At 65.5% G+C, this 21,693-nt stretch carries 7 protein-coding genes; 6 read left to right on the forward strand and 1 reads right to left on the reverse strand.

The window, feature by feature from the left end:
* Nucleotides 1–162: 162 nt before the first annotated feature.
* Nucleotides 163–3,702, reverse strand: coding sequence for a DNA polymerase III subunit alpha (dnaE, locus tag RM779_RS12765; RefSeq protein ID WP_311617805.1), 3,540 nt, complete (start codon nt 3,700–3,702; stop codon nt 163–165).
* Nucleotides 3,703–4,459: 757 nt separating this feature from the next.
* Between dnaE and RM779_RS12770 the strand changes: the two genes are divergently transcribed.
* From RM779_RS12770 to RM779_RS12795, 6 genes are all read left to right on the forward strand, one after another.
* On the forward strand, nt 4,460–5,497 hold the full coding sequence (locus RM779_RS12770) for an aldo/keto reductase (RefSeq protein WP_311617806.1): 1,038 nt from the start codon (nt 4,460–4,462) through the stop codon (nt 5,495–5,497).
* 437 nt (nt 5,498–5,934) lie between these two features.
* Nucleotides 5,935–6,444, forward strand: coding sequence for a flavin reductase family protein (locus tag RM779_RS12775; protein WP_311617807.1), 510 nt, complete (start codon nt 5,935–5,937; stop codon nt 6,442–6,444).
* 552 nt (nt 6,445–6,996) lie between these two features.
* A complete protein-coding gene (locus tag RM779_RS12780; protein ID WP_311617808.1) occupies nt 6,997–7,200 on the forward strand; it encodes an MbtH family protein in 204 nt (67 codons plus the stop codon).
* Between the two features lie 295 nt (nt 7,201–7,495).
* Nucleotides 7,496–11,080, forward strand: coding sequence for an amino acid adenylation domain-containing protein (locus RM779_RS12785; protein ID WP_311617809.1), 3,585 nt, complete (start codon nt 7,496–7,498; stop codon nt 11,078–11,080).
* Nucleotides 11,067–20,390, forward strand: a complete 9,324-nt coding sequence (locus RM779_RS12790; protein WP_311617810.1) for a non-ribosomal peptide synthetase — start codon at nt 11,067–11,069, stop codon at nt 20,388–20,390. The genes RM779_RS12785 and RM779_RS12790 overlap by 14 nt, the downstream gene beginning before the upstream one ends.
* A gap of 8 nt (nt 20,391–20,398) precedes the next feature.
* Nucleotides 20,399–21,688: a preATP grasp domain-containing protein gene (locus tag RM779_RS12795; protein WP_311617811.1), complete on the forward strand. Its 1,290-nt coding sequence runs from the start codon at nt 20,399–20,401 to the stop codon at nt 21,686–21,688.
* Nucleotides 21,689–21,693: the final 5 nt, after the last annotated feature.

Below are 21,693 nucleotides of genomic sequence, written 5' to 3' on the forward strand. Positions count from 1 at the left end.
AACAGGAAGCCCGCTGCCGCTGCACGCCGCATGCTGGGGCCCTGGCCAGCGATTCAGCGTCGGCCGGGCAGACCAGAGGCTTGTCGTGACCACGAGGCAGCAGCAGCCCGCCCAGTCCGCAGATCCTGGACCGTCTTCAAGATCAAGACAGTCCTGACGGAATCATCCTGTCAGACAAGAGGGTCCGAGCAACGCCTTGAGGTCGCCGAAGAGGGCCGGGCTCGGTGTCACCCGGTGTCGGTCGAGCCGCAGGACCGTGGTCTTGGTCGGTCCCTGGAGCTTGATGCGGACCTCGCTGTCGCCCTTGTGGTGGGTGAGGATCTCGCCGAGGCGGCCGACCATCGGAGGGGTTACCTTCACCTCGAGGATGCTGAGGATCACGGGTGCGTTGGTGCCCGCGTTCGACAGGTCGGGGACCTGGAGCTCCATCGCGACCAGCCGCGGCACGTCCTCGCGCTTGTCGAGGCGTCCCTTGACGAACACGACGACGTCCTCCACGAGTTGGGTCGAGACCAGCTGGTACGTCGCCGGGAAGAACATGCACTCGATGGAACCGGCGAGGTCCTCGACGGTGGCGATCGCCCAGGCGTTGCCCTGCTTGGTCATCTTGCGCTGGAGGCCCGAGATGATGCCGCCGATGGTCACCACGGCCCCGTCGGCGTGCTCGCCGCCCGTCAGCTGGGCGATGCCCGCGTCAGCCTTGTCGGACAGCACGTGCTCCAGGCCGAAGAGGGGGTGGTCGGAGACGTACAGACCGAGCATCTCCCGCTCCTGGGCGAGCAGGTAGGCCTTGTCCCACTCCTCGTCGGTGAAGGTGACGTCGAGTCCGAAGCCGGGCTCGTTGCTCTCTTCCTCGCCCATGCCGCCGAAGAGGTCGAACTGGCCCTCGGCCTCCTTGCGCTTGACCGCGACCACATTGTCGATCATCGGCTCGAAGTGTGCGGTGAGGCTCTTGCGGGCGTGCCCCAGCGCGTCGAAGGCGCCCGCCTTGATCAGCGACTCCGTGGTGCGCTTGTTGCAGGCGACGGCCTCGACCTTGTCGAGGTAGTCGGGAAAGGAGACGTACTTCCCCTTGGCCTTACGGCTCTTGATGATCGACTCGACCACGTTCGTGCCGACGTTGCGCACGGCTTCGAGGCCGAAGAGGATCACGTCGTCGCCCCGGGCGGCGAAGTTGTGCACCGACTCGTTGACGTTCGGCGGGAGCACCTTGATGCCCATGCGGCGGCACTCGTTGAGGTAGATCGCCGACTTGTCCTTGTCGTCCTTGACGGACGTCAGCAGCGCGGCCATGTACTCGGCGGGGTGGTTCGCCTTGAGGTAGGCGGTCCAGTACGAGACCAGGCCGTACGCGGCCGAGTGCGCCTTGTTGAACGCGTAGCCGGCGAAGGGAACCAGCACGTCCCACAGGGCCTGGATGGCGTCGTCGCTGTAGCCGTTCTTGCGGGCGCCGGCCTGGAAGATGACGAAGTTTTTCGCCAGCTCCTCGGGCTTCTTCTTGCCCATCACCCGGCGGAGGATGTCGGCCTCGCCGAGCGAGTAGCCGGCGATGATCTGGGCGGCCTTCTGCACCTGCTCCTGGTAGACAATCAGGCCGTAGGTGACGTCCAGGACGTCCTTGAGGGGCTCTTCGAGCTCCTTGTGGATCGGCGTGATCTCCTGGCGGCCGTTCTTGCGCTCCGCGTAGTTGATGTGCGAGTTCATGCCCATCGGGCCCGGCCGATAGAGGGCTGAGACGGCGGAGATGTCCTCGAAGTTGTCGGGCTGCATCTGGCGCAGCAGCGAGCGCATGGGGCCGCCGTCGAACTGGAAGACACCGAGGGTGTCACCGCGGCAGAGCAGCTCGAAGGTCGTGGGGTCGTCCAGCGGGAGCGCGAGCATCTCCAGGTCGATGCCCTTGTTGGATTTCACCATCTTGACGGCGTCATCCATGATCGTCAGATTGCGCAGGCCAAGGAAATCCATCTTCAGCAGGCCGAGTGACTCGCACTGGGGATAGTCCCACTGCGTGATCGTCACACCGTCCGTGTGCCGCACCCAGACGGGGGCGTGGTCGACGATGGGCTCGCTGGACATGATCACGCCGGCCGCGTGCACGCCCATCTGCCGCACCAGCCCCTCGACGCCCTTGGCCATGTCGATGACCTTCTTCACGTCCGGCTCGTTCTCGTACATCGCCCGGACCTCGCCCGCCTCGTTGTAGCGGGAGTGCGAGGGGTTGGTGATGCCGTCCAGGTCGATGCCCTTGCCGAGGACGTCGGCGGGCATGGCCTTGGTGATGCGGTCGCCCATCGCGTACGGGTAGCCCAGTACGCGCGCGGAGTCCTTGATCGCGTTCTTGGCCTTGATCTTGCCGTACGTGCCGATCATGGCGACTTTGTCGGCGCCGTACTTCTCCGTCACGTACCTGATCACCTCGACACGTCGGCGCTCGTCGAAGTCGATGTCGACATCCGGCATGGAGACACGCTCGGGGTTCAGGAACCGCTCGAAGATCAGTCCGTGCGGGATCGGGTCGAGGTCGGTGATGCCCATGGCGTAGGCGACGATCGAACCGGCCGCGGAACCACGGCCGGGGCCGACCGCGATGCCTTGGCTCTTGGCCCACATGATGAAGTCGGCGACCACGAGGAAGTACCCCGGGAACCCCATCTGGATGATGACATCCATCTCATATTCGACCTGCTTCTGGCGATCCTCGGGGACGCCGCCGGGGAAGCGGCGCACCATGCCTTGGCGCACCTCCTCCTTGAACCAAGTGACCTCGGTGTAGCCCTTGGGGATGTCGAACTTTGGCATCAGGTTCTTCGTCTCGAACATGCCAGTGGTGTCCACCATCTCGGCGATCAGCCGGGTGTTTTCGCAGCCTTGACGCCAAGTGTCCGAGGTGTCCAGGGCGTACATCTCGTCCGTGGACTTCAGGTAGTAACCGCCCCCGTCCAGCTTGAAGCGGTTCGGGTCGGAGAGGTTCTTGCCGGTCTGGATGCACAGCAGGGCGTCGTGGGGCTCTGCCTCGTGCGCGTACGTGTAGTGCGAGTCGTTGGTGACCAGCGGTGGAATGCCGAGCTTCTTGCCGATCTCCAGTAGACCGTCACGGACCCGGCGCTCGATCTCAAGACCGTGTTCCATCAACTCCAGGAAGAAGCGGTCCTTGCCGAAGATGTCCTGGTACTCGGCCGCCGCCTTCAGAGCCTCGTCGAACTGGCCGAGGCGCAGCCTGGTCTGCACCTCGCCCGAGGGACAGCCAGTGGACGCGACGATGCCCTCGGACCACTGCGCGATGGTCTCCTTGTCCATCCGAGGCCACTTCGTCAGCCAGCCCTCGGCATAAGAGTCCGAGGAGAGACGGAAGAGATTGTGCAGGCCCGTCTTGTTCACTGACCACATCGTCGTGTGGGTGTACGCACCGCTCGCGGAGACGTCGTCCCGCTTCTGGTGCGGCTGCCCCCAAAGAACCTTGCGCTTGTTGCGCCGCGACTCGGGAGCCACGTACGCCTCGATCCCGATGATCGGGGTGATCCCGGCCTTCTTCGCGGAGTGAAAGAAGTCGTATGCCCCGTGGAGGTTGCCGTGGTCGGACATGGCGATGTGCGTCATGCCCATCTCGTTGCACGCGTTGAACATGTCCTTCAGCCGCGCGGCGCCGTCCAGCAGCGAGTACTGGGTGTGGACGTGCAGGTGCGTGAACGGCGGCTTTGACACGGCTTCGGCCTCCAAGGGGAGAGAACTGGTAGTCGGAGAAGCAAGGGGAAAGGGTATCCGCAAGTGCGATGCAGCAGGTGGTGGTTGGCGTGGAGATCAGCCGTGTCCTGACTGTGGGGAACGCTCGTGCGGGCGGACTGCCATGGGCCCGTCTTCCCGCACCCAGTGAGCGGGACCAGGGCGGACGTCACGGTGGCCGGGTTTCAGGTGCCACGCGACTGGTGCTGAGCGAGCCGATGCCGGAGTACCGCGTCTGTGACCAAGTGCGTGGCTCGGCGTCGTCGGACGCCAGGATGTCGCACAGTGTGATGCCGACCGCTTCGTGGCGTGCTGGTAACTCGCCATCTCGTTGACGGTGCCGGCGGGCGAGGGCCGCGCGCCAGATGGTTCATGTTCGAGCGAGTCGTCACGCGATGAGGTCGGCAGGGGTGCCTCGGCCCTTGGCTCAGATGTCGTGGCGAGGAACAGTCCACACAGAGGCGCCGTTGTCTCAGGCATCGGCGAGGGGCACCATGTGGTCAATCTCCGTGCTGTGGGGAGGTACGAGCGGATACTCAACGACGAATGGCGAGCCCTCAATCAGCCCCGGTGCAACCATCGACTGCTACTCCAGTGCGGTGCCCTCTCGGCCCGCCTGCCTCTGCCTCCGGCGACTACCGCCCCGCCAGCACCGGTCATGCCACGAAGAATTGTGGCTTCAGCACCGGGACGGTGATCGGAACCCCACGTATCAACTTCATGATCTTTGGAGCCCGATGTGGAATACCGCAGGTTAGGCGCGAGCGGCTGCGCCGTTTCCGCGTTCGCGCTCGGCACGATGACTTTCGGCGCCGCCACCGACAAGGAAGAGTCGTTCGCCCAACTCGATACCTTCGTCGAGGCTGGCGGAAGCCTGATCGACACTGCGGATGTCTACGTCGGCGGCACTTCGGAGGAGATCATCGGACAGTGGTTCGCCGACCGCCCGGCCGAGATCACCAACCGGGTCGTACTCGCGACCAAGGGCCGGTTCGCCACCGACAGAAACGACCCCAACGGGGTCGGCGCGTCTCGGCGCCACCTCGATCGCGCCCTGACGGCGTCGCTGCGCAGGCTGGGCCTGGAGACCATCGACCTGTACCAGGTGCACGCGTGGGACCCGTTGACCCCGCTTGAGGAGACCCTGTCTTTCCTGGACGACGTGATCCGGGCGGGCAAGATCCGCTACTACGGGCTTTCCAATTTCACTGGTTGGCAGGTACAGAAGGCTGTCGACCTCGCCGGTTCGCTCGGACTGGCCAAGCCGGTCACCTTGCAGCCGCAGTACAACCTGCTCTCCCGCGAGATCGAGTGGGAGATCGTGCCGGCCTGCCGACACAACGGGCTTGGCCTTCTGCCCTGGTCTCCGCTGGCCAGTGGGATCCTCACCGGCAAGTACCAACGCGACACCGAACCGGCCGCCGACCAGCGACTGTCCCACGCTGAGACGGCGCGCCTTTTCGGGGGCCGCAGAGGTGAGCAGCGTACCTGGGACGTGATCGACGTGCTGAAGGCTGTCGCAGAGCGGCGCGGTGCCACCGTCTCACAGGTGGCGCTGGCGTGGGTCGCCGCCCAGCCGGCGGTCACCGCGGTGATCCTCGGAGCTCGCACGATCGAGCAGCTAAAGGACAATCTCGGGGCGTCAGGACTGGTGCTCAGCGGAGAGGAAGCCGAGCAGTTGGGTACCGCGAGTCAGCCATCAGTCGACTACCCCTACGGCGGCATGGCCTTGCGGCAGCGTCGCCGCAAGATCGAAGGCGGCTGGCACCACGATTAGGCGGGCGCGTTCGCGAACGGACTCACCATCGCCTGAACGGTCCTCTCTGGCTGAGGCATCACCGCGTATGCGAGTTGCCGCTGGCCGGCCGTGCCAGCCCTTGCTCGGCCATGGCATCGTGGCGGTGATCTGCGGGGAGCGTTCGCTCTCGACGACGGCCGAACCGCGGTTCCAGATCTCCACGCCACTCGCCCGCCGACGGACGAGTGGCAAGCGCGCCTTTAACTGCTGTCGCCGGAAGCCGAGTTGCTGTGTAGAGGCGCACTTGACTGCGCGTGCCGTCCATCTTCAGCTTGATGGTGCCCCTATAGATTCCACTCTCTTCGCGCGCGGCTACGCAGCAAATCGGCGCTCCCTGCTCGCAGTGCCGCGGGTGCGCATTGTCCAGGCAGTTGAGCACCTCACCCCATCACCGCTCTCCTCAGAAGGACACCTTTATGACTGCTACGCCCGATCTCGGCACCCCCCGGCTGGCCTCTCCCGACCTCTTGCGGTCCGCCTTCCGGCGGCATGCGGCAGGAGTCGCCGTGATCACCGCCAACAGCGGCGCGGGACCGGTTGGCTTCACAGCCACCTCCCTCACCTCCGCCTCCGCCGAGCCCCCGCTCGTTTCCTTCGGTATCGACACCGCCAGCTCCAGCTGGCCCGCGGTTTCCGAAGCCGGCCATGTCGGCGTCCACATACTCGGCGAGCACCAGCAGGAACTGGCCGCGACCTTCGCCCGCAGCGGCGCAGACCGCTTCGCTGCGCCCACTGTCTGGCGGGAGGGCCCGAACGGGGTTCCCGTTCTCGACGACGTCCTCGCGTGGCTCGTGTGCCAGGTCGTGGCGCGCGTACCGGCCGGGAAGCACCGCATGGTTCTGGCCGAAGTTGTCCTCGGCGACTCCGCGGGCCCCGGCCGCCCACTGCTGTACCACCAGGGCCAGTTCAACCAGCTCCGCGACTGACCGATCGACCTCAGCGCCTGCACGATCACCGAGGACGCCTTTGAAGCCGTCCGAGCTGTCCAGTGTGGCTAGGGACGGCCACCGGCCCTTCCCTTCATGCAGATCAGTCCGGTGACAGACCGGCATCTGAGGCAGGCGCAGGCCCGGGTGTCGCTCGGAACAGCCCAAACGCTGTGAGCGCCGGAGTGCGAGCGGTGTTTGGACAAGCGAAAACCCGCGTTCAGAATCTTCGCCATGGCGGATTCGCAATCCCCGTGCTGCCGTCGTGCCCCGCCCAGCAGACGGTACGGATCAGCCAAGACGAATCACGGGAACGACTTATGCAACCCGTCCTGAACCATGCGCCCCACCGGTTTCATCACGCCAGGCAGCCTAACTTTCAAGCCAACTGAGCGTATCGGATGACCACGTGCCCCCTTGTGTGGGCAGCTTTGCAGTGCGGACTATGTGATTCATCGCTGCCGCGCAGTTAGACACATCATGTCCAACGCTTTTGCGCAGTTGCGCACAACCGCTCAAGCGGGTCGCCGGTATCGGAGGAAAGGGCAAGGCATGGACAACCCCTTCGACAATGCGGAGGGAACCTTCTCCGTGCTCCGCAACGGAGAGCGGCAGTACTCCCTGTGGCCAGAGTTCGCGTCCGTGCCCGCAGGGTGGGAGGTCGTGCACGGGCCGGGGCCGCGACCGGACATGATCACTTTCATCGAGAAGAACTGGGACGACATGCGGCCGGCCAGCCTGCAGGGCGATCACTAGGTCCTGTCCTGTCGATCTTGTCGGATCAGCCCGCGGCTCCCCCAGACTCCTCCCCCAGACTTCGTCTGGGAGGTGCCCCCAGGGAGGTGCCCCCAGATGCGGTGCATCGCAAGGCGCCGGATCGTAGCTCATACCTGTCCGTATTCGCGCGATTCGGTAACGCAGCGAGGTGTCGCAGCTGGCGTCGCGGGCCCGGCAAGATCGGCAGGACAGAGCCTAGCAGTCCCAGTAGCACCAGAATCGCTCCATCGCGTGCAGGACGCAGTTGCAAGACACGGGAGTCCACTTGTTGTTGGTGCACGAGTTGTTCGAGGAGCAGGCGGTCCGTACGCCGCAATCGGTGGCCGCGATCAGCCGGGACGAATCTGTCACCTACGCCGAGCTGAACGAGCGCGCGAACCGACTCGCCCGTCATATTCGGGGCCGCGGGATCGGGCCGGAGGACCGGGTGGTCGTACTGCTGCCCCGGTCGGTCGACCTGATGGTGGCTCTCCTCGCGGTACTCAAGACCGGCGCGGCGTACGTTCCGATAGATCCGGACTATCCGGCCGAGCGCATCGCCTTCATGACGCAGAACGCCGGCCCGGCGATGATCCTCGACCGGCTGCCGGAAACCGATGGCCGCTCCGCGGCCAACCTCACCGACGCCGACCGGACCGCCTCGCTGCGCCCGGGACATGCCTGCTATGTGGTCTACACCTCCGGTTCCACAGGGCGGCCAAAAGGTGTCGTGATCGAGCACCGGTCGTTTACGGCGCATGTGCGCCGTTCCGCCGCGGAGTACCCCGGCATCCCAGGAACCAGCCTGGTCCATACCTCAGTTGGCTTCGACCTGACGGTCACCGCGCTCTACCCACAGTTGATCACCGGCGGCAGCGTCTGGCTGGGCGAACTGACAGCCAAAGGCGTTCGGAGCGCACCGCGTCCGACGTTCCTCAAGGCCACTCCCAGTCATCTCGGCCTGTTGCTCGACACCCTGCCCGACAGCGTCTCGCCCAGTATGTGTCTGATGCTCGGAGGCGAGGCGCTTGACGGTGTATCCGTCGCGGCATGGCGGGCACAGCACCCCAATGCTGCCGTCTACAACTCCTACGGTCCGGCGGAAGTGACCGTCAACTGCTGCGACTACGCGCTCGAGCCGGAAGACCCGACACCGCTCAGCAGTGTGCCCATTGGGCAGCCATTTCCGGGCGTGACGGCATACCTGCTCGACGAGCGGCTGCGGCCGGTGGCGCCAGGCGAGACGGGCGAGCTCTATGTCTCCGGATGGGGACTCGCGCGGGGTTATCTCGACCAACCAGGACTGACAGCGACCCGTTTCGTCGCCGACCCGTTCGGCGAGCCCGGTGCCCGGATGTACCGCACTGGCGACCTCGCCCGCCGAACAGATCAAGGCGTGCTGGAGTTCGCCGGCCGGGCGGACGAACAGCTCAGCGTCCGCGGCTACCGGATCGAGCCGGGAGAGATCGAGTCCGTACTCAAAGAGCGGCCAGATGTCCGGCACGCCGCCGTCACGCTGCACCAAACCGGACCGGACGACAAGCGAATCGTCTGCTACGTCGTCCCAGAGAACGGAGCTCACCTCGAACCGCAGACATTGCGCCGCGAAGTCGGGCTGATGCTACCGGAGTACATGGTTCCATCGGCGTTTGTCGTACTCGACCAGATGCCTTTGAGCGCCAATGGAAAGCTCGACCGCACGGCGCTTCCAGCGCTCGCACCCACCGGCACCGGTCGGGGTGGTACCCCGCAGAGCATGGGCGAGCAGGTGTTGTGCGACGCGTTCGCCGAAGTCCTCGGAGCGTCCCACGTCGGGCCCGACGACTCGTTCGTCGAACTCGGCGGCCACTCCCTGCTGGCAATCAGGATCATCAACCGGGTGAGTTCGGAGCTGGGCACCCGGCTCGACATCCGCGACCTGTTCGATCATCAAACCCCGGCAGCACTGGCCGGCAGATTGCACCAGACGAGTGAAGCAGCGCGACCGCCACTGCGGCCGATGCCACGCCCCGAACTGATCCCCCTGTCGTTTGCACAGGAGCGGCTGTGGTTCCTACACCGTTTGGAGGGGCCGAGCCCGACCTACAACATTCCCTATGTTCAGCGCCTGACCGGCCCTCTCGATGTGCAAGCACTTGACGCCGCCCTGACCGACGTGATCACCCGGCACGAGATTCTGCGCACCAGCTATCCCGAGGTCGACGGTCAGGCGACGCAGTTCGTGCATCCGCCGGACGCGGCTACACCTGTTCTGAAAGTCGAGGACGTCGACGAAACCGCACTGCCGGATCGCGTCCGCGAGATCACCCTACGCCCCTTCAACCTGCGCAGCGAGATTCCGTTGCAGGCGACGCTCCTCCGAATCACCCCCACCGACCACGTCCTGGCGCTGGTCATCCACCACATCTCCTGCGACGGCTGGCCGTTGGGGCCGATCGCCAGCGACCTCGACCAGGCCTATCAAGCCCGTGCGCAACGCACCTCACCCGACTGGGCCCCCCTGCCCGTCCAGTACATCGACTACACCCTCTGGCAGCGCCATCACGAAGTCCGTGACCACCACTTGGACCACTGGGTCACCACTCTTGCCGGGCTCCCGGATGAACTGCCCCTGCCGTGCGACCGACCCCGCTCACCCACGTCTACCAATCGGGCCCAGCGGATTCCCCTTCATATCCCTGCCCACACCCACAACCAACTCACTCAAGTAGCACGTGCCACCAGCGCGACTACCTTTGTTTTCTGCCACGCGGCAGTCACCGCTCTTATCAGCAAACTCACCGGCCACACTGACATCCCTATCGGTACGCCTGTCACTGGACGTACCGACCAGGTCCTCGATGACCTCATCGGCTTCTTCGTCAACACTCTCGTTCTGCGCACGAAAATCACCGGGAACCCGTCTTTCCGCGAGCTGCTCACGCAAATCCGCGACGTTGATCTGACCGCCTTCGCCCACAAAACCACTCCCTTCGAGCACATCGTCGAACGCCTCAACCCCCACCGAACCCCCAACCGTACGCCCCTCTTCCAGATTATCCTGACCGCGCAGCCCATGGATACGCCGCTGAATCTGACGGGACTCATCTCGTACAGCTATCCGCAGGTGCCCCGCGTTTCGAAGTTCGACCTGAACATCAACTTCGATGAGCAGTTCGCGGATGACGGTCAACCCGCCGGGATCACGGGTTACCTCGAATTCGATCCTGACCTGTTCGACCTGGCAACAGCGGAGAGCATGAGCCGCTGGCTGACGGCTGTGTTGGTCGCTGCGGCAGAGGACCCAGACCTGCGGCTCAGTGAGTTCGATGTGCTGACGTCGGAGGAGCGCGCGCAGATCCTCACCGAATGGAACGACACCGCGCGCGATAATTTACCGTCTACACTGCCCGCGCTGTTCGAGGCTCAGGTGGCACGCGCTCCGGATGCCGCTGCGGTACAGGCCGGTGACGTTACGCTGAGTTACGCAGAGCTGAATGCGCGGGCGAATCAGCTCGCCCGCTATCTGGTGTTCCATGGTGCCGGCCCCGAGTCGATAGTTGCTCTGCATCTGCGGCGTTCGATCGACTGGGTGGTGGCGGTCTGGGGGACACTCAAGGCCGGCGCGGCCTATATGCCGATCGACCCTGAGTATCCGGAGCAGCGGATCGCCTTCATACTCGCGGATGCGGAACCAGATTTTGTTCTGACTGAGATTCCAGACGTCGAGCAGCTGTCCGTGGACAACCTGACCGACGCAGAGCGCCGTGCCCCGCTACGGCCTGAGCATCCCTGCTTGGTCGTCTACACCTCTGGGTCGACCGGGCGTCCCAAGGGAATCACGCTGCACGGCTCGGGAATGTCGAACCTGGTGAACTGGTGGACACATGACAAACTCTGAGGATCAGGCAGGGCGGGCCGCTCAGTTCGCGTCCCTCAGTTTCGACGTCGCGGCGTTGGAAACTCTGGCAACGACGGTCGGCGGCGGCTGCCTCATTGTTCCGGACGAAGAGACACGCAAGGATGGCGACCGATTCGTCGACTGGTTACTCAAGCATGAGGTCGACGACCTGATGGCCTTGCCTAACCTCATGTTCTCGGAGGTCTGTGAAGCCGCGAACAGGCGCGGCATCACGATTCCCGGACTGCGTCGCATGGGGCAAGCCGGCGAGGCCCTTATCCTTTCGGAGCAGGTGCGGGATTTCGTCCGTAACAATCCAGGGATGCGCCTGGATAATGCCTACGGGCCGGCAGAATCGCATGTCCTAGCCACGCGATATACGTTTCCCGCTGAGGTCGATGACTGGCCGCGGGACGCACCGATCGGCCGGCCGGTGCCCAATACTCAGGTATACGTGCTGGATCGCTGGCTGCAGCCCGTTCCTGTGGGTGTGGCGGGCGAACTCTACCTGGCTGGCGCGCAGCTGGCCCGCGGATACCTGAACCGGCCAGGCCTGACGGCATCACGATTCGTCGCCAACCCGTTCGGTGTTCCAGGCAGCCGGATGTACCGCACCGGCGATCTGGTGCGCTGGCGGGCCGATGGCGAACTGCTCTTCATGGGGCGAGTCGACCACCAGGTAAAGGTGCGGGGCTTCCGGATCGAACCCGGGGAGGTCGAAGACGCGCTGCGCCGGTGCCCCGGCGTTGCACAGGCCTCGGTGGTCCCGGTGGAGGACCGGCCGGGCAACCGCAGGCTTGTCGCCTATGTCGTTCCGGACGGAGACACACCACCGACGGCAGCGTCACTGCGGCGGCAGCTCAGCCGCGAACTGCCGGAATACATGATTCCGTCCGCATTCGTCATGCTCGACCGGATGCCGTTGAACCCCAACGGAAAGCTCGACCGGAACGCTCTGCCCATACCCGCCGCGGAACCGACGGGACGGCTGCCCGTTACGGCAGTGGAAAAGGCACTCTGTGAGATTTTCTCCGACGTCTTGCACTGGCCCGAAGTCCGTGTCGACGACGACTTCTTTGCCCTGGGCGGCCACTCGCTGAGCGCTACGAGGGTTGTGAGTCAGATCCGCGCCCGCCTCAAGGTCGATCTGCCGCTCCGCGAGTTGTTCGAGCGGCGCACCCCGGCCAGTCTCGCGGAAGCAGTCAAGACGGCCATACGATCCAGTGTTCCTCTACAGGCGCAGCCGCGTCCTGCCGAGGTCCCGCTGTCTTTCGCGCAGCAACGGTTGTGGTTCCTGCACAAGCTGGAGGGGCCGTCGGCGACCTACAACATCGCGCTCGCCCTGCGGCTCACCGGTGAGATGGACCGCGTGGCACTGGAGGCAGCGCTGAGCGACGTCGTCGCACGGCACGAGTCCCTGCGGACCGTGTTCCCCGAGACCGACGGTCATCCGCGCCAGCTCGTTACCGACGACCGCCCACCCCTGCACCTCCGCCAAGCGTCCGAAGGCGAGCTCGAAGACGCGCTGAGCGCCGCGGCGCGCCATATGTTCGATCTGGCGGGGGAGATCCCTGTTCGCACGACGTTGTTCGAAGTCGATGAGTCGACGTCGGTGTTGCTGGTGCTGGTGCACCACATCGCGGGTGACGGCTGGTCGATGAGGCCACTTGCGCGCGACCTCGTCACGGCCTACTCGGCCCGCCGCGAAGGTGTCGTGCCCTCGTGGACGCCGCTGCCCGTGCAGTACACCGATTACACCCTCTGGCAGCGGACGCTCCTGGGCGAGGAGGACGATGAGGAAAGCCTGTTCAACCAGCAGGTCGCCTATTGGACCGACCGGCTTGCCGGACTGCCCGACGAATCCACCGTGCCACTCGACCGGCCGCGCCCCGCTGTCGCCTCCTACGAGGGCGATTCTGTGGAGTTCGAGATTGGCGCGGAGTTGCGCGGCGCCCTGGAGGGGGCGGCCCGGTCCGCGGGTGGGTCATTGTTCATGGTGTTGCAGGCCGGGCTGGCGGCGCTGGTGTCGCGGCTGGGGGGCGGGGATGACGTTGCCGTGGGTTCGCCGATCGCAGGGCGGACCGACAGCGGGCTGGATGACCTGGTCGGCTTCTTCGTGAACACATGGGTCCTGCGCACTGATGTGTCGGGGGACCCATCTTTCGAAGAGTTGGTGGGGCGGGTCCGCGAAGCGAGTCTGGGTGCGTACGAGCACCAAGATGTGCCGTTCGAGGTGCTCGTCGAGCGGCTGAATCCCCGTCGTTCGTCAGCGCACCACCCGTTGTTCCAGATCGCTCTGACCCTCCAGAACTATGAAGAAGCCCGCTTCGACTTCCCGGGCCTCCAAGCACAGCTGGAACCCGCGCCCACCTACACATCCCGGTTCGACCTCTTCTTCAACCTCGCCGAGACGTTCGACGCCTCCGGTGCCCAGGCAGGCATCACAGCGAGGGTCGAATACGCGACGGAACTGTTCGACCGGGAGACTGTGGAGGAGCTGTCCCATCGCTTCGTCGGCCTCTTGCGGTCCCTCGTCGCACATCCTGAGAAACCGATCAGCGAAGCCGACATCCTGTTCCCGGCCGAACGGACCAAGCTGCTGCCGCCCGCCCCCGAACCCGTCGGCACGGCCCTGCCGGAGCTGTTCCGGGCGCAGGTCGTCCGGAACCCAGACGCAGTCGCGATGGTGGCAGGGCAAACGGAACTCTCCTATCGAGACTTGGACATGCGGGCGAACCGGCTGGCGAACTGGCTTGTCGAGCAGGGAGTCGAACCAGAACGCCGGGTCGCGCTGCTACTGGATCGGTCGGCCGATCTGGTCGTCGCGATCCTCGCGGTGATAAAGGCTGGCGGCGCGTATGTGCCGCTGGACCCGTTGTATCCGGCGGAACGGATTGCCGCGCTGCTCGACCAGACAGACCCAGTGCTGGTGCTACGAGAGTTGCCCGACGTGACCGGACAGCCCTCGGCGGACCCGGAAATCGCCGTCGGTCCGCGGAACCTGGCGTACGTCATGTTCACGTCGGGTTCCACCGGGGTACCGAAGGGCGTCGCGGTGACGCAGGCGGACGTCGTCGGCTTGGCGTCGGACAGCATATGGGGCGATGCGCACCGCCGGGTTCTCGTGCATTCACCACACGCCTTCGATGCCTCGACGTACGAGCTGTGGGTCCCGCTGATTCACGGAGGAACGCTGGTCTTGGCGCCCTCGGGTGAATTCGACGCCGCGGTGCTGGCGAGGACCATCACTGACGGTTGTGTCACCGGCTTGTGGCTCACTGCTGGGTTGTTCAGTTTGATGGTGGAACAGCATCTGGCCTGTTTCACCGGAGTGGAGGAGGTGTGGACAGGGGGTGACGTGGTGTCCCCCGAGGCAGTCCGCGAACTGCTCGATGCCCACCCCGGGCTCACGGTCGTCGACGGCTACGGCCCGACGGAGACGACGACGTTCGCGACCCGGCACGTGATGACGCGGGATGACGCTCCACAAGGGGCGGTCCCGATCGGCGTCCCGATGGAAGCCATGCGGGTCCGTGTGCTAGACGACAGCCTGCGCCTCGTGCCCCCCGGTGTCGTTGGTGAGCTGTACGTGGCCGGCGACGGGGTGGCCCGCGGCTACCTCGGTCGTCCCGACCTGACTGCCGCGCGTTTCCTGCCCGATCCGTTCGGCGTGCCCGGAACCCGGATGTACCGCACCGGCGACTTCGTACGGTGGAATCGCTGCGGCGAGCTGGAGTTCGTCGGCCGGGCCGACGACCAGGCCAAGGTCCGGGGCTTCCGCGTGGAGCCTGGCGAGGTCGAGGCCGCGCTGCTCGAGCAGCCCGAGGTCGCCCGAGCCGTCGTCCTCGCCACGGCCGACCGCCTGCTCGCCTATGTGGTCCCGGCGGCCGGTACCGGCACGGACACGGGAGACGCCCAGGTCGACGAGTGGCGCGATCTCTACGACACGATGTACGGGGCCGACGAGGTCGTGGCACTGGGGTCGGACTTCACCGGCTGGAACAGTTCGTACAGCGGGGAGCCGATTCCGCTGGCGGAGATGGCGTCCTGGCGGGCGGCGACGGTCGAACGAATCAGCGAGTCCGCGCCGCGCCGGGTCCTGGAGATCGGCGTCGGGTCCGGCCTGTTGCTCGGGCCGCTGCTGCAGCAGGTCGACGAGTACTGGGCAACGGACTTCTCCGCTCCAGTGATCGAACGCCTTCGAGGTCAGGTCGGCGCGAAGCACGTGAAACTGCTCTGCCAGCCAGCGGACGACGCTTCCGGGTTGCCGACAGAGTATTTCGACGTCGTGGTGTTGAACTCGATCGTCCAGTACTTCCCGGACCGGGCCTACCTGGAGCGTGTCCTCGACGGGGCACTGCGGCTGCTGGCTCCGGGCGGCCGGATCTTCATCGGCGACGTCCGGCATCAGCGCACAGTCCGAGCCTTGCACACGGCGGTGCAGGCCGGGCGAGCGGAGTCGGTCGAACGACTGCGGGCCTCTGTCGAACAGGACGTCCTGCTGGAGAAGGAACTGGTCCTCGATCCGGGGTTCTTCTCGTTGTGGGCCAAGGAGAATTCCGTCGGCATCGACATCCGATTGAAGCGGGGCGAGCCGCACAACGAGCTGACCCGGCACCGGTACGAGGTCGTCATCCACCGCGATTCCGCACAGGCGACATCGGTTGCGGACCTGCCGGAGGCACCGTTCAGCAGCCTCGGCGACCTGGACGGCGTCGACGCCCCCGTGCGGCTCACCGGTATCCCCAACCCCCGACTGACCGGGGAACTGGCGGCGGCCAGGGCGCTGGCCCGGCACGAGTCTCTTGAGGAGGTCCGCAGACAGCTCACGGGCGGCCAGGGGGTCGACTCGGAGGAACTGCACGCCTGGGGCGAGCGGTCGGGCCACCGGGTGGTGACGACTTGGTCACCCGACGACCCCGCCACGTACGAGGCGATCGTCCTCCTAACCGATCAGGTCGGCTCGCTGACCGATGTCTACCGCGCGCCGTCCGGACGCCCGCTGTCCGCGTTGGCCAGCAACCCGGGCGGGTCGCGTTTCACGGGCAGGCTGCTGACCATCCTGCGCGACCGGCTCGCCGAACGGCTGCCCGCCTACCTGGTGCCGTCGGCGCTCCTGGCCATCGACGAAATCCCGTTGACCGCCAACGGAAAGGTGGACCGGAACGCCCTGCCGGCCCAGCTACCGGCGACCACCGACCGCGCAGCGGGGACCCCCGTCGAGGAGGTTCTGTGCGGGCTGTTCGCCGAGATACTCGGCCGGGCCGCGGTCGGCGTCGACGACAGTTTCTTCGACCTGGGCGGGCATTCTCTGCTCGCGACCCGGTTGGTCAGCCGGATCAAGGCGGTGCTCGGGGTCGACCTGCCGGTCCGCGCGTTGTTCGAGCGGCGCACCCCTGCCGACCTCGCGGAAGCCGTCGGGACGGCAACACGATCGAGTACTCCTTTGCGGGCTCGTCCGCGCCCGCCCGAGATACCGCTGTCGTTCGCGCAGGAGCGCCTGTGGTTCCTGCACCGCCTCGAAGGACCGAGCTCTACCTACAACATCCCCCTGGTCCAGCGCATGACCGGCCCTCTCGATGCCGAAGCGCTCGTCGCGGCACTGACCGACGTCGTACACCGCCACGAAAGCCTGCGCACCATCTACCCCGAGCTGGACGGAAAACCAGTCCAGCAGGTGAACCCGGCCGACTCTGCCAATCCGACGATCATCACCGAAAGCGTTGGTACCAGTGGGCTGCCGGATCGGCTGAACCAAGCGATTAACTACGCTTTCGACTTGGGCAGCGAGATTCCGTTCCAGGCAACTCTTTTCCGAATCACCCCAACCGAGCACGTGCTGGCGCTGGTAGTCCACCACATCGCCTGCGACGGCTGGTCGCTCGGTCCGTTGGCAGAAGACCTCGCCAAGGCTTACACAGCGCGGTGTGGTGGTGATGCGCCGACTTGGTCGCCGTTGCCCGTGCAGTACGTGGATTACACGTTGTGGCAACGGGAACTGCTGGGCGAGGTCGGTGATCAGGACAGCGCCGGTTCCGGTCAGATGCGGTTCTGGGCCGAGGCCCTGGCGGGGTTGCCGGAGGAGATCGGGCTGCCGTTCGACCGTCCGCGTCCCGCGGTGGCGTCCTACCAGGGCGACGCCGTCGACTTCGCGGTGAACGCCGATGTGCATGCAGGGCTTGCGGACTTGGCGCGTCGGACCGGTACTACCCCGTTCATGGTGTTCCACGCGGCGCTGTCGTTGCTGCTGGCAAAGGTGACCGGGGGTAGTGACATCCCAATCGGAGTCACCGTTGCGGGCCGCGGGGACGAGGCAGTCGACGGGCTGATCGGGTTCTTCGTGAACACTCTTGTCCTGCGGGCCGACGTCTCGGGCGATCCGGTCTTCACGGAGCTGCTGGCCCGGGTCCGTGAGACGGACCTGGCCGCCTTCGCCCACCAGGACGTCCCGTTCGAGCAGCTCGTCCGTGAGCTCAACCCGTCCCGGTCCGCTAACCGGCACCCGTTGTTCCAGGTGCTGATGGCGTTCAACAGCAACCTCGCCAGCACCACACTCGACCTGCCCGGTCTGACCGTGCAGCCCGAGCCGCATCCGCAGAAGCAAGCCAAGTTCGACCTGTCGTTCGTACTGCGCGAACGATTCGGCCCCGACGGCGAACCTCTCGGCGTCCAAGGCACCATCACGTTCGCCACCGACCTCTTGGACCACGACACCGTTGTAACACTGGCCGGACGGCTGCATCGCATTCTCGAAGCCATCGTGGACGATGCCAGCCTGCCGGTGTCGACGGTTGACGTGCTGGCAGTCGAGGAACGTCACAACCTGTTGGTGGACTGGAACGGCGAGTCGGTCGCCCCCGCGACGACGCTCGCCCACGAGCTTGTCGAGCGGCAGGCGGCCCGCACACCCGAAGCAGCTGCTGTCGTATGCGGAGACTGCGCCGTCGACTACCGGACGCTGAACGCGAAGGCCAACCAGCTCGCCCGATACCTGATCGCCCACGGGGTCGGCCCCGAGGACAGGGTGGCAATCGTCCTCCCCCGCTCGGTGGACCTAGTCGTCGCCCTGTTCGCGGTGCTCAAGTCCGGCGGCACCTACGTGCCGATCGAGCCCGACTACCCGGCCGAACGAAAGTCGTACATGGTGAAGGACGCCGAGTGCCGACTTGTCCTGACCGGTCCGGTCGACGCCAGCGAGTATTCGACCGCGGACGTCACCGACGAGGAACGGCTGCGGCCACTGGACTCCACCAACACGGCGTACATGATCTACACGTCCGGATCCACCGGCCGACCGAAGGGCGTGCTCGTAGAGCACCGCAACCTGGCGACCTATCTGCGGTATCTGGGCTCGGCATACCGCGGAGTGCCGGGCTCGAGCCTGGTGCACACCTCAGCGTCTTTCGACCTGACGATCACGCCCCTGTACGGACAGCTCATCACCGGCGGCTGCGTGCGTCTCGACGACCTCGACGGGAACGGCCCACGACCGACATTCCTCGATTGCACGCCGAGTCACCTGGAGCTGATGCTGTCGTTGGACGACAGGGCGTTCCCGAGCGAATGCCTCGTCGTCGGCGGGGAAGCGCTGACCGGACAGGTACTGGCGGCGTGGCGAGAGAGGCACCCGGACGTCTGTGTCGTCAACGCTTACGGGCCAACCGAATCCACTGTGAGTTGTGCGGACTTCTATCTGATGCCAGGCGAGCCGACCCCGACGGGTTCGGTGCCGATCGGTCGGCCTCATCCCGGCCTTCGCCTCTACGTGCTGGACCGCTGGATGCAACCCGCACCCGTCGGTGTGGCCGGCCATCTCTACATCGCCGGTACGCAACTCGCCCGCGGGTATTTCAATCGAGCTGCCCTGACCGCGGAACGGTTCGTTGCCGATCCTTACGGCAAGCCCGGTACCCGGATGTACCGGACCGGCGACCTTGCACGCTGGCTGCCCAGTGGTGTGCTGGAGTTCGTCGGTCGCGCCGACGACCAGGTAAAGGTACGAGGCCACCGCATCGAACTGGGTGAGATCGAGGTTGTTATGCGCGAGCAGGCCGATGTGGCGCAGGCGGTTGCCGCCGTGCAGGAGCTTGCAGCGGGCGATCAGCGTCTGGTCGGATACGTGGTACCGGAGCCGAGCAGGACCGTGGACCCCATTTCGGTGCGGCACCGGCTGACTCGGATCTTGCCCGGCTACATGGTTCCCGCTGCCGTGCTCGTGCTCGATGCCCTTCCGCTGACCCCCAACGGGAAACTGAACCGTGCCGCACTGCCTGTGCCGGAGTTCACCCGAACCGACAGAATCCGTGTCCCCCGAACCTCGCGCGAGCAGCTTCTGTGCGACCTGTTCGCCGAAGTGCTGGGTATCACGCAGGTTGGCGTCGACGACGACTTTTTCGGCTTGGGCGGCCATTCACTACTGGTGATCAAGCTGGTGCGCCGGATCGAGACGGCTCTCGGCGCCAAGGTCAATATCCGCGACCTGTTCGACACACCGACACCAGCCAATCTCGCTGGCAAACTCGGCAGAGCTGGAACGGCCGACCCGCTCGCACCGATGCTGCCGCTGAGGGCCGGTGACGGCAACCCGCTGTTCTGCATCCATCCCGCGGCGGGCGTCGGCTGGGTCTACTCGGGTCTGCTGTCCTACCTGGATGGTGACCGACCCCTGTACGCCCTTCAGGCGGCCGGGCTCAGCACCGCCGATTTCACGTCAGGCTCGGTAGACGAGTTGGTCAGCGATTACGCACGGCGCATCCGGGCGCAGCAGCCCAACGGCCCCTATGCGCTGCTCGGCTGGTCCGTCGGCGGACTGATCGCACACATGGTCGCGGTCCGGCTTCAGGACGAAGGTGAGGAAGTTGATCTCCTCACGCTGCTGGACAGCTACCCAGAGGTTCACGAAGTTCAGTCCCGGACGACGGCTACCAGTGACAACGATGCTCTACGGGCGCTCGCGGAATCCCTTGGGGAAGAGGTCTCGCCTGACGGAGGACTCCACGGACTGGCCGACCTGGAGATTCCACTCCTGGTGGATGTCTTCAACGAGATGCGCACCCTGTTCGCGGATGCCTCCCTGGGTGTGTTCCGGGGCGACGTGCTGCTGTTCACCGCAACGGCCGGCAAGCCGGAAGACTCGCCCTATCTCCCGCACGCCTGGCGTGAGCACGTCGACGGGGATATCGAGGTCGTCCCGGTGGACTGCGGCCATGGCGAACTGACCCGGCCTGGGGCGTTGTCCGTGATCGGCCCAATCATTGCCAACCGGCTGCCCGGGCCAGCCCGCGCCACGGCCGAGCAAGCGACAGCATAGGGGGACGAGTGGCAAAGATTCTGATCCTGAACATAGACAACGCATCGGCGTGGGGGGTCTCCCGCCAGTTGTGGACCCTGGACGAGGGCGACATCGTCATCAGCCCGATGCCGATCGATGCCAGACATCTCGAATACATCGGCCAAACGCTCGGGTTCGATGCGAGCACAGTGTCGGTATTGCCCGGAAATCAGCGGCTGACCGACGAACACGATGAATACCTTTCCCCCGGGTTCGCCGCTCTTGCCGGTGAGCTGGAGAAACTGCTGGACCGGTCGCCGTCCTGGGACATCGTGCCGTGCCAGTACACCGTGGGCGTTGCCGAACTGGCCGTGCAACTGGGATTTCCGCTCGATGGCGCGTTGCGGTTCGCCGCGCAGCGCGGGCCGGAGCTGCTGAATCGAAAGTCGCACTTCCGTCAACTCGCGGTAGGAGCAGGCGTGCCCATCGCGGAGGGCTCGGTCGTGGTGAGTGCAGCTGCACTGGCCAAGGCGCTGGAGCGGCATATGCCCAAGACCGGCACCGTGATCGTCAAACGGGACAACAGCATGGCTGGCCGCGGCAACATCACAGTCACCAGAGCGTCCGCGACCCCCATGCCGGGATCACGAGAGACCTGGCAGACTAACGGCGATTTTCAGGCCACGGCTGCCGCCCTGTGGGACGGGCTGACCGACGATCGGAGCCGTACCCTCGTAGTGGAGGCCTATCACGAAGCGACTCACTGCCTCTGGTTCGAGTTCTTGATCGATGAGTGGGGCAGACCGGCCCTGCGCCACAGCGGCACCTTCCGCCGCCGGCAGGACACCGATCCGACCAAGCCCGCGCTGGTTTGGGTCGGGCTGGACCTCCCTGCCGAGCTACCGGCCCTGTCCGCAGCGAACGCCATGTTATTGACGACCCAGCTCGTGAACCTCTGCGCACAGGTGGGCTATCGGGGCTATGTCAATGTCGACGCCATCCTCACCCCGGACGAGGGAATCCTCATCAACGAGATCAACGCGCGGTGGGGCGGCGGCCTGGTCGTGGACGTCGTCGGACGGCGCCTGATCGGCAAATACTATGCAGACGAACACGTCGTATCGAGTTCCAGCGACATCCCGCCCATCTCGCTGACCGGTGCCCTGAAGATTCTCCACACACGCGAACTTCACTACTCGCCGGAATCTCAGGAGGGCGTCGTCGTCATCAGCAGTGACACAAAAGTCATGGAATGCGCTGTGATAGCCGAGAACCGGCGCAGATCACGCGAGATCGAAGCCGAGTTCCGGAAAGCCGTCACGGAGGCGCTCCAGTGACTTCC

This window comes from Streptomyces johnsoniae (assembly GCF_031845565.1).
Taxonomy (GTDB): Bacteria; Actinomycetota; Actinomycetes; order Streptomycetales; family Streptomycetaceae; genus Streptomyces; species Streptomyces johnsoniae.